This is a genomic window from Nitrosomonas sp., assembly GCF_040256045.1.
Lineage (GTDB): Bacteria > Pseudomonadota > Gammaproteobacteria > Burkholderiales > Nitrosomonadaceae > Nitrosomonas.
Map to the genome: position 1 here is coordinate 1 of NZ_JBDZWD010000066.1, position 10,236 is coordinate 10,236.

A 10,236-nucleotide genomic window follows, 5' to 3' on the forward strand; every position below is an offset into this window, starting at 1 on the left:
GTATGAATGCTGTTATCCAACATGACAGTCAACAATAATGAGAATGCTTATTATTCTATCAGGCTGATAAAAACGAATCTACCCGTGGTTTTGTACACAAGACGAATATCGTCGGGAACTAAGGAACCTCTGATTTTGCAGATGGATTGCAGTGTTGAGTTTGTTGTGAAGGAAACAACCACCAGCTTTGGCCAGTGGTTGTTAAATGAATGCGATTGGGTATTAGAGAGGCGGCCTGACCCTGAGCTCCGGTTCCGGCTTTGGAATCGGTTTGAATGGAATATTATATTCTTGGTTATTCATCACCGTTGCCAATGTATTTAATGCAGCTACTATAATTTTGTAGGCATCCTTTTCTTGCTGAGTCATTGGCTTTTCATAACCAGGTGGAGGAACCAAACTTCCGTTTTTATCTGTTGCACAACTTAATTTCTCCAGTAACTCCTCCATTCTGGTTGCATACTTACAGTCATTACCGAGTGCTTCCACCAGATTTGGCACTCGCGCTTTCATCATCTTGAGGAGATTATTGAATCGAACAAAACGGTGTTCATCCCAACCCGCTGCTTCACCTCCTCCGGAAGGCTGGATGGCAAAACGCTGGATCAGCTCATTGGCAGCCTCCTCCCCTCGCTCAGCAAGATCCTCGATGATGTGGGGCTCCATATTCAGGTTCATACCGCCTTCTCCATCCTCGAGCCTGACGCGAGCGACACGATCTCTAAAACCGGGCATAAGCCTGACAGTATTGTCATTCCAGTTCTGCATCGTATTGATGATTGCACTGATAAATCCTCCTAATTTACCAGCGGGTTCAGTTTTATTGGCAAACAAGCTCCAGGATTCCTCATAGCCTTCATCGTACCTGGACGGCAAATAAAACTTTTTCCGATTTTTCATTATTGCGGGTTCTAAATGAATCCCGAATGTAGGCCAAACTGGAACCAGGCCATCAAAAAGATGGATAGGAAAATTTGAACTAATTCCTCCATCTGAAAACCAGCATCGGCGAAACTTCTGCTCATCCGTGAGATCACGATCTACAGCATACAAGGGAATGGCTGAGATCAGGAATGGGAAAGCAAGACTCATCCGGGTAGCCAGCACCACGGGAAAATGCTCTGGTTCCGGCAATTCAAGCATATCCTTTCCGTCTTCTTTTGATTTTGCAGGAGATTTTCCCACCATCCACTGCACCACTTCAGGAGGAAAGTATTCCTTCATTTCTGCTTCAGTAAAATACAGTGACTCGTGACTTCTGAATCGACTTTCTCCGGTTTCCGGTTCAACCAGGGGGAAAACGTAAGGTCGCCCGTGAGCAAGATTGGTTGAAAATACCTGCAGATCAATTGAACGTTTTCTTACTCCTTCCGGTATCGATCGCCATGCCGGGGGAAATCCTTTTGCATCCCACAGGTCACCAAATGTCAACGGTTTATCCTTGGCATCTCGCCCGGCTGCCTTTTGAATCTTGCTGTGCAGCCAGGGAGTCAGCGCCTCGATATCTTTCTCCTCGGACATCCCGTTGCATAATCCGAATCCATTGGCGACCACTTTCCCGGTAATGTCCGAGTAAACCCAGAGCCCTATGCTGAGTGGCAATACCACAACCAATAGTAATAATGCAGCCAGCCATGCGCCACTTTGAGCAACTGCCAAAGCGACTATTATCGAAAGTACAGTCGCAGGCCAATACGCTATCAGTAATCCCTGGAACACACTGAGCCACCGGCTTTTTGTGCTGCTCTTGTTCAGCGTTCTGACCAATACCGCAAATAACCGGCGTGTTTCAGGCTGCGGTTGAAACAGACTGAGAAGCTTGTATTTACCCTTTTTTACCTCACTTCCCAATTCCTCAGGAAGACTGCCAAGCAGCTTGAAACCTTCGCGAGAACCGTTGTTTTCACGACGCTGATACTCAGCCGCCGCAGTAATTGCCGCTGCGATTGCACCGGCTGAAGTACCTCCAATCCCTCTGAATCGATAATGTTGTGATAGCAGCCTGATCGCGCGTGGATAGACTACCCCACTCGTGATCCCTCCCTTCATGACCAGATCACAAAAACGATCTGCTGGCGGTTCGTGGCTTTCAGGGTCGCTGATATTATTTGGATTCATTATGCACCTCCAATCATTTTCATTTACAGATCAGAAAATAGAGAAGCATTACCCTTCCCGATTCTTGCCCATCGGCCTTATTCCGTAAAATATTCCATATGGGTTTCCCAGATTACTCTTTCTGATACCAGTCAGCCAGCTCAATCGGGATTAACACTATGGACTAACGAGCAAAGAGTGTTTGAATAGTGTGACTTGCCCAGGTACGAGAGTTCAGAGTGGAGAAAAATAACGAGAACGGTGTAGCGATCTCTGGGTTTCAGTATTAGATCTGGTGCTTGATGTACCGGCACACGATGAACAGATATACCGATATCAATCAGACATCATTTGCAATCCCCGCACAGCCGGGCTGGCCATCGGTGCGCGGGCGGGTCAATACCTTCCAGTGGAAGATGAGGTGCAGGCTGAAAGCTGTGATCCAGCATGTGCTTGCAGCCACGATTGCGAGACTGGCTTCGATCTGGCCGAAATTCATCATCGCACGCAGTACGGCTGCGCCGGCAATCAGCGTAACGGCAATGGGAACCCATATTCGTTTATCCGGTTCGACGCCAGCATGAATACGTCCGGCAATGTTCATCACGGCAAACACGGCCAGTCCCAGCGCACCGACCAGCAGCAGGTGGCGACCGGCACTGACCCAGGCGGTTTCCATGAGAATCGCCACACCGATCACTGCATACCCCAGCGCCATGAACCAGTAGACCAGGTAAAGCATGAAGGCCCAGCGCTGCAGCAAGGCGCGGCCGATGTGCCAGTCATTGGTCAGATTGAACAGAGCCGCTGCCGCTGCCAGTGCAATCCAGCCTGATACCGGGTGCTGCAGCGCGACAAATTCGGCCAGCGTGTAGAGCAATATGCAAAAGATCGCCAGGTTGCGCCGTGGCGGCCGGGCAAGATAAGCAGTACCGGTTTCACCGGCTTTGTTCAGTGCAGTATTGACGATACGCATCGAGATACGGCTCATTGCAATGACGATGAGTGCCATCATCAGCCCTGTTATCACGAGCAGCCAGCGCATCGGGTAAGTACCGGTCAGCGTATCGAAATAGAATCCGCCTGTTGCCACGATCACCGCAAGCAGTATCCATAAAAAGGATACGTGGCGGTGATTAGCGTCACCCCACAGGCGTGGAGCGATGATGGCAGTCAGCATTCCCAGCAGCCCGAGATCGGCGATCATTGCGACAATCGTACCGGCCGGTGCGATCGGAGTAGCAAACGCGACACGCCCCGTGATCCACAAAATGAGCAGTATGAACACATGACGACGCTCGATCATACGGGTCGAGGTGAATTCAGGAATCGCTGTGAGTACGAAACCGGCGACCGATGCCATTGTAAAGCCGGCCAGCATTTCATGGGCATGCCAGACGACAGGGCCATTCGGTGTCAAAGGCAGCGGCATGCCGAGAGTGAGAAACCCGGCCCATGCCGCGACAGCAATCACAGCCGTGGCTGCGGTAAGCAGGAAAAATGGCCGGAAGCCGCATTCGAATAGTGCAGCAAACGGGCCTGAGTAGATGAATTTCAGCATGGCAATGCTTGCCTGGCCAGCGGCTCATATTCTGTCGGAGTCAGGCCGAAGCTCGTACGTACCCTGCTGTCCTGCAGCAGTTCAGCTGTCATTCTGTAGACGAAGGCATCATCCCGTTGCATGGCCGGAAGATCGATTCTGAAGCGGTGAACGATACGACCCGGAGACGGCGCCATGACCAGAATCGTGTCGGACAGGCGGATAGCTTCCATGAGGTCGTGCGTGATCATCAGTACGCCCAGGCTGCCGATTTTCAGATGATGCAGCAACAGTCCGTATAATTCGATCTTAAGACCGATATCAAGCGCGGAGAATGGTTCATCGAGCAACAGCAAATCGGGCATGATTGCCAGTGCCCGTGCAAGTGCGACACGGCTTTGCATGCCGCCGGACAACTGATGGGGAAATTTGCCGAGATCTTCATGGGCGAGACCGGTCTGCAAACCGAGCATTCGTGCACGACAGATGCGCTCATCACGTCCAATGCCAGCCGCCTTGAGGCCCAGGGCAATATTATCGAGCGTGCTTTTCCATGGCAGCAGGCGCGGTTGCTGGAACATGCATGCCGGATTATTAAAACTGCTGATAATTTGGCCGGTACGTACCGGCATGAGGCCGGCGCAAAGATGCAGCAGCGTAGTTTTACCGCAACCCGAGGGACCGACCAGTGCAACGACTTCGCCACTGGTGACATCGAGATCGATATCTTCGAGGATGGTCTGGAGTGCGAACTTATGTCCCAGCCCGCGTACTTTCAGGTGTGCCAGCGCGTGTACCGCAGTCGTCACACAGCTACCCTCCAGCGTTCGATTTCCCGCTTGATCGGTTCAAGCAGAAGATATTCGACAGCGAGCAGTAGCCCTACTACAGCAGTAATCCATGCCAGCGTCGCGGCGGTATCTAAGTGTGAGCGGCTGACAGCAAGGGCGGCACCGACACCGTCGCTGGATGCAAGCAGTTCAGCCATCACGACGACTTTCCACGAGATGCCCAATGCCGTGATCCAGGCGGGAAACAGATAGGATACGACATGTGGCAGCACGATATCGGTGAAGCGCATCAATGGCGGCAGACGATAGGCTGTAGCGACATCCCCGAGTTGCCCGTCGAGTGTGCGTGCCCCCTGCATCGCGCCGACGAATACAACCGGCATGCATGCGACGAATACGGTAAATATCGGCGTACCGTCACCGTTGCCAAACCACAGCAGTGCAAGTACCAGCCACGCGATCGGTGGCGTGCCGATCAGTACGGTGACGATCGGTCGTGACATCATCGAAGCGGTCATCGATAGTCCGGCAATGAGCCCGAGTGTACTGCCCGCCACCAGCGCTGCGCCGAATCCGATCAGCGCACGGCGCGCAGTGATCGTGAGTTCCTGCCATGCGCTGCCATCGGCGATCAGTCCGGCCAGTGTCTGGAAGGTAATACGCGGATTGGGCAGGATCAGTTCACCGTAATACAGACCGGCCGATTCCCAGACGGCGAGAAACAGCATCAGGCTCGCGATTGCCCCCCAGCCGCTCCACAAGTAGGTCAGGAATGATTTCAGCCCGTTACGCAGCAGAATCACGGCAAACCGTGCCCGTAAAAATCATCATCGGGCATGCGTCCCCCGATCACGGCGGGATTGCGGCGCATCAATGTCGTGAAGAGAAATTCCAGTTCATCGCGTGCGGCTGCGGCAGGTATAGCTTCCAGCGGACTGACAACGATTGCGTCACTGACTGCTTCAGCGCTGAGCATGTCGGTATAGGTAGCGACGAGCCGTCCGCATTCGAGGGCATTTGCCTGGCACCATGCGAGTGAATTGCGGTAGGCATTGTGGATACGTGCGATCAGGTCGGGGTTGTGACGTATCGTGCTCATTGCGACGATACCGGCCTGCGGGATACGCGGTGCCCGTTTCAGTACACGTCCCCATTCGGCCTGCAGATCGATTGAACGATGCAGTTCAGGTGCGATGACACTGATCGGAAATGACTGTGTACGGCGCAACGCCATCGATACTGCCGGTTCAGCGAGCAAAGCATGATCGATGCGGCGCGCAATCAGTAACTGCATCGCATCCATCGGTGTTGCCACATAGCGCAGTTTGAAGTCGTGGCGCGGATCCAGCCCCTGAGCTTCGCTGATCAGTCCGAACAGCAGATCAGGCATGTCGGCGCGAAACGGAATGGCAATTTCCTCACCCTTCAGATCAGCCAGTGTTTCCAGTTTGTCACTGCGCGAGACCAGCCACAGAATTCCCCAGGTCGATACGTTGATCAGTTCAAGATCAGTACCGCGGTTGTACAGGTTTGCTGCGACATTGGTCGGCATGGCAATTACATCGGCTTTGTTCTTGAGTGCAAGTACACGCAGTTGATCGGGATCCCGCCAGGAGACGAATTCGACTGTCTCGGCCAAATCAGCCAAGGCACCTGACTCGACCATGTGGATCAGTGGAAATGAGACTGCTGCCAGTGGCCCGGCGAGTATGAGATGCGGCTTTCGCTCGGCATGTACCGACAGGACTGTGAAAGCCATGAGTGCAGCGACGAGTATTTGTATCATCATTTTCATATCAGTACATCCGAATAGCCCGATACCGGGAAAGAACACGCAGCCATTTTCTGTAGCCAGACTGTAACAGCAGCAATTGCACGCGATATGACAGAAGTAAACGTAAAGGAATACAGATAACAGAGGCAAACTCGCAATGCTATTTTCTCCTGAAAAAGAGAGCTGGCTTGCTGGTCGCCGGCTGGCGCATTGCTGACTTGCTCGGTGGGTGGGTGAAACTTCATTACTCGAAAAAATATACGTAAAGCCGGGAGGTTAGTCAAACCTGCCGCTGAATCCGGCCAGGCAATCCGAAAGTCAGGTACTGACGCAACGATCATGACCGTATCACGATCAGCTCCACCCATTAATCTATGCCGATTATGGGAAAAATCAGAACACCAGAACTGCCTGCATTTTTGTATATTGAGTCAATATTATTTCCAGTACAGGAGACGTGAATCGATGATCAGTGAAAACCTGATTAAAACCCTCATAGCATTGGCAATATTCGTTCTCATCATGGCGGCAACAGGCTATCTGTTTGAAGAGGAGCTGGAGTCAGGAACGAACTGGATCATCGATCAGATCGGTTTTCTCGGCCTTTGCCTGATTCTGCTGGTAACGGATACGCTGATCACGCCTTTTCCGCCGGATGTTCTGCTACTGGTCATTGCCAAAAGCTCTCTGTCTGAGCACTGGTTCATGTATGTATCGATACTCGGTGCGGTTTCCTGTGTTGCAGGCATGCTTGGCTGGGGAATCGGCCGCCGGCTGGGGCATTTCGGGTTCGTGAAACGTATACTGGGGGAGCTTGAGGAGAATCAGCGGGAATTCATTCATCGTTACGGATTCTGGGCGATCGCGATCGGGTCGATCACACCGCTCCCGTTTTCAATGACCTGCTGGGCGGCAGGCATGATGGCGCTGCGTGGAACGACCGTTCTGGCTGCTGTACTGATATTCCGGATTCCTCGTTTTTTTCTTTATTACTGGCTGATCATTACAGCGAGCAAGTGGTTTTAAGGAAAAATACTTATTCACCCTTTATCTCGGAAACGGAGTAACTCCACTCCAGTTTGCCCAGGAGCTTGGGGCCGCTTCCGGGAAAATACAGGGATTTTTCAAAGTCACGAGCCTGCCCGGGTGGAATGTTGAGATCCATATTCTCGTGACTTTCCCCGACAGTCACACAATCCTGAGAATCCGGTGCGCCGGTGCAATCCTGCATAATAATCAGCAGATTGACCTGCTTGAGTGTAAATTCCTGTGAATTGTTTTTAATACGGCCAGACAGCTTGTATCCACTGTAATTGGGCTTGAGTGTCACATTTTCAAAATCCAGTTCAGCAAGCGGAATACGGGAAAGAGCGCGTTCTTCCTCACGTTCATTCAGAAAATAAACGAGACTGCCGACTATTCCGGTAACAATGATCACGCTTACCGCCACTTTACGGAACCATGCTGATATGACCAGCAGTATCAGCACGATAAATCCAATTATCCAGATCATGATTTTTTCAGTTTCAAGTTATACATTATTCGATGATTTCTCTGCCATTTCCAATATTCCAATACTGTTGTTTTATACCACACGATGTACACTCGGACACCTCTGTGTAATCAATCTACAGACAATCGACTGTAAAGCCAGCGCTATCCAGCTGTCCAACCCAGGAAGTCAGCAGAAAGAAGCCGCCGATACCTCGTTACCAGTACGCTCATAAATCTCAGCGGGTACCTTTCCGCGCATCAGCAACAGTGGACAGATCGTATTACTGATGATCCGGCTGACGACACTGCCGTGAATCATGCGCTCCACACCTGACCGGCCATGTGTACTCATCACGATCAGATCGGCATCTTCTGCATGCACGATACGGTTAATGACATCAGCCGGATCTCCTGCTGCAATCCGGCTGCAGGATGAAACACCCGCCAATTGCAACCGCAACCGTATCCGTTCCAGATAGCTGATCGCCTGCCGGATTACAGGCTGTTCGCCGGCGTAATCCAAACTGGCAAGTATTTGTGCATCCTGCAGTTCATCCACTGAATCATCCGGTTCAACGACACGGATCAGATAGAGGGTTGCTCCCGTATTCTGCGCAAACTGGATGGCAACAGGAATGGCCGTCTCTGCCAGAGGAGTACCATCAAGTGGCAGAAGAATGGTGCGAGGCAGAGGATCAGATTTCACTACCACTGCAGCAGGTACCAGAAATACCGGTGGGCGAGCATTACGTACCACTTCATCCGCCACACTGCCGAGCAGTACCTGCCCCACACCGGTTCTGCCATGGGTGGACATGGCAATCAGGTCAACATACGCTTCTTCCGCCAGATGCAGAATGCTTGCAGCCGGTGCTCCAGACAAGATTCGGTTCGCCACGTTGAAACCGGCCTGGCAAAGTTGCTGTGCCACGATATCCACCTGCTTACCTGCTTCGCATTCTTTCGACAGAGCCGCTTGTCCCGGCATGAACAATCTGGTTGTACCCCCAAGCAGGGAAGAAGAAGCGGATGACATCGCCGTCATCAGCAACAATTCAGTCCGATCCGGTTCGACAAAACGCAGCAGATGGGGAATGGCTCGCTCCGCCAGTTTGGAGCCATCCAGCGGGATAAGTGTCCGTCTGATCATATGTATGCCCCTGCTCACAGATCACGGGACAAGTATAGATTCACTCATACCCTTTTGCCAGATTTATGAGGCGGAGACTGTATGGAAACTACCTGTCACGTATTCATAATCTCTCAGATATTCATTTATCTGATCTTGTCATCCCATTGTTTCAGGTATATTCTTTTCCAGAGGTAGAACGTTCAGTCTACTTTATGTCGATAGAAAGAACACCGAATAATCCGGAACCTATCATTTATTTGTCACGGAGTTTGATGATGACTGCACAGGATTTTTCAGGTAACGCTCTGTAAAGCGGTACTTTCTGGTCCAGTATCAAAAAAAGTAGGGGAAGCCAATCCGGCATATCCGCAGTGTTAATCTGTTAATCATCTGGAATGATCCCAGGGAGGTAATATGATCACAATCTGGCAAAACTTATCGATCAATATTCAGCGTCTTTTTATTACTATCTGCATACTGACCGGCATCGTTCTGATCGGAATGCAGTTCCATGTGAATTCGCAAGGAAGTATGTCGGATACTTACCCCAAGGGCTTTCGTGGCGGTACCTGCACGATCGAATCAGATACGCTGCTGGTCGGGTATTCTGCTTATTTCATTCCTGTCGATTACGTAATACCGGACGATCCGATGAGTGCTATGTCTATTGTCCCTATTTTGTGTGGCACAGTACCTGGCCCCGGTCTGCTTAGTATTACTGTCGATCTGCTGTATCCGGCTTCCATACGGGAACAACCGGTGGCAGTCAGCCTGGCCAGAAAAGACGGTGAAAGAACAGCGGAATCGCTCTTGTCGATTCCTGCCAGAATTTATCAGGCGGGGATTATTTCGCAGGAGGTTAGTATCAATGAACCAGGAGACTATGTACTTCAGCTTTCCGGTACGGATGAATCTCAGTCTGAATTCCATCTGGAGATACCTGTCATCGTCGGTATGAAATGGTATGAGCCTTTTATCCCGTACTGGCCGATGCTTGTGCTGAGCGCAGTTGCAGCTTTCTTTTATAACCTCAGACGAATAGTGAATTAATTTTCTACCGATATACCGGATGTCAGATCTTTTGCGCGCGGGCTGATATTCAGTTCGATCATCAATGAAATCAGAGAGCATGATGAAGTCGATTCTGATGACATTGTCGAATTTCTGGCAAAGACATTTACCGGGAAATATGGCTTGAACCCCACACGTTTTTCGATATAAGCCATTCTGTGTGAAACGGAAAAAATTAGAGGAAAACGAATCTCAATTGTAATCAAGCAATACATTTATCTTGCCAGGATAACGGTAAGTAAACCGCATTTAGAGCGTTTTTCTTATAGTTGGAATCGAAGGGATTCCCCCGTGAGTTAAAATAAGAGATAGGAGTGGAGGTGAGAGATGCCGAAAG

At 50.8% G+C, this 10,236-nt stretch carries 10 protein-coding genes; 2 read left to right on the forward strand and 8 right to left on the reverse strand.

The window, feature by feature from the left end:
* Positions 1-222: 222 nt before the first annotated feature.
* From ABUL11_RS10215 to ABUL11_RS10240, 6 genes are all read right to left on the reverse strand, one after another.
* Positions 223-2,118: a patatin-like phospholipase domain-containing protein gene (locus ABUL11_RS10215; protein ID WP_350283755.1), complete on the reverse strand. Its 1,896-nt coding sequence runs from the start codon at positions 2,116-2,118 to the stop codon at positions 223-225.
* Between the two features lie 319 nt (positions 2,119-2,437).
* A complete protein-coding gene (locus tag ABUL11_RS10220; RefSeq protein ID WP_350283756.1) occupies positions 2,438-3,658 on the reverse strand; it encodes an NnrS family protein in 1,221 nt (406 codons plus the stop codon).
* On the reverse strand, positions 3,652-4,446 hold the full coding sequence (locus tag ABUL11_RS10225; protein WP_350283757.1) for an ABC transporter ATP-binding protein: 795 nt from the start codon (positions 4,444-4,446) through the stop codon (positions 3,652-3,654). Before ABUL11_RS10225 ends, ABUL11_RS10220 begins: the two co-directional genes overlap by 7 nt.
* Complete coding sequence (locus ABUL11_RS10230) at positions 4,443-5,231, reverse strand: ABC transporter permease (RefSeq protein ID WP_350283758.1); 789 nt, start codon at positions 5,229-5,231, stop codon at positions 4,443-4,445. The genes ABUL11_RS10225 and ABUL11_RS10230 overlap by 4 nt, the downstream gene beginning before the upstream one ends.
* The gene (locus ABUL11_RS10235) at positions 5,228-6,223 is read right to left on the reverse strand and encodes an ABC transporter substrate-binding protein (RefSeq protein ID WP_350283759.1); all 996 of its coding nucleotides are present in this window, start codon (positions 6,221-6,223) and stop codon (positions 5,228-5,230) included. Before ABUL11_RS10235 ends, ABUL11_RS10230 begins: the two co-directional genes overlap by 4 nt.
* On the reverse strand, positions 6,220-6,570 hold the full coding sequence (locus ABUL11_RS10240; protein ID WP_350283760.1) for a hypothetical protein: 351 nt from the start codon (positions 6,568-6,570) through the stop codon (positions 6,220-6,222). Before ABUL11_RS10240 ends, ABUL11_RS10235 begins: the two co-directional genes overlap by 4 nt.
* 97 nt (positions 6,571-6,667) lie before the next feature.
* Here ABUL11_RS10240 and ABUL11_RS10245 point away from each other — a divergent pair, with 97 nt between their 5' ends.
* Positions 6,668-7,228: a YqaA family protein gene (locus tag ABUL11_RS10245; protein ID WP_350283761.1), complete on the forward strand. Its 561-nt coding sequence runs from the start codon at positions 6,668-6,670 to the stop codon at positions 7,226-7,228.
* 10 nt (positions 7,229-7,238) lie between these two features.
* On the opposite strand, the gene ABUL11_RS10250 is transcribed toward ABUL11_RS10245, so the two are convergent.
* Positions 7,239-7,715 carry a hypothetical protein gene (locus ABUL11_RS10250; protein ID WP_350283762.1) on the reverse strand — a complete coding sequence of 159 codons (477 nt, stop codon included), beginning with the start codon at positions 7,713-7,715 and terminating at the stop codon, positions 7,239-7,241.
* Between the two features lie 168 nt (positions 7,716-7,883).
* Positions 7,884-8,846 carry a universal stress protein gene (locus ABUL11_RS10255; RefSeq protein ID WP_350283763.1) on the reverse strand — a complete coding sequence of 321 codons (963 nt, stop codon included), beginning with the start codon at positions 8,844-8,846 and terminating at the stop codon, positions 7,884-7,886.
* A 396-nt stretch (positions 8,847-9,242) separates the two neighbouring features.
* Between ABUL11_RS10255 and ABUL11_RS10260 the strand changes: the two genes are divergently transcribed.
* Complete coding sequence (locus ABUL11_RS10260) at positions 9,243-9,878, forward strand: hypothetical protein (protein ID WP_350283764.1); 636 nt, start codon at positions 9,243-9,245, stop codon at positions 9,876-9,878.
* The last annotated feature ends 358 nt before the right edge of the window (positions 9,879-10,236 follow it).

Coding starts and splice junctions, on each gene's coding strand:
- ABUL11_RS10215 (WP_350283755.1), bottom strand. CDS start 2,118: ATGAATCCAAATAATATCAGCGACCCTGAAAGCCACGAACCGCCAGCA.
- ABUL11_RS10220 (WP_350283756.1), bottom strand. CDS start 3,658: ATGCTGAAATTCATCTACTCAGGCCCGTTTGCTGCACTATTCGAATGC.
- ABUL11_RS10235 (WP_350283759.1), bottom strand. CDS start 6,223: ATGAAAATGATGATACAAATACTCGTCGCTGCACTCATGGCTTTCACA.
- ABUL11_RS10240 (WP_350283760.1), bottom strand. CDS start 6,570: ATGGGTGGAGCTGATCGTGATACGGTCATGATCGTTGCGTCAGTACCT.
- ABUL11_RS10245 (WP_350283761.1), top strand. CDS start 6,668: ATGATCAGTGAAAACCTGATTAAAACCCTCATAGCATTGGCAATATTC.
- ABUL11_RS10250 (WP_350283762.1), bottom strand. CDS start 7,715: ATGATCTGGATAATTGGATTTATCGTGCTGATACTGCTGGTCATATCA.
- ABUL11_RS10255 (WP_350283763.1), bottom strand. CDS start 8,846: ATGATCAGACGGACACTTATCCCGCTGGATGGCTCCAAACTGGCGGAG.
- ABUL11_RS10260 (WP_350283764.1), top strand. CDS start 9,243: ATGATCACAATCTGGCAAAACTTATCGATCAATATTCAGCGTCTTTTT.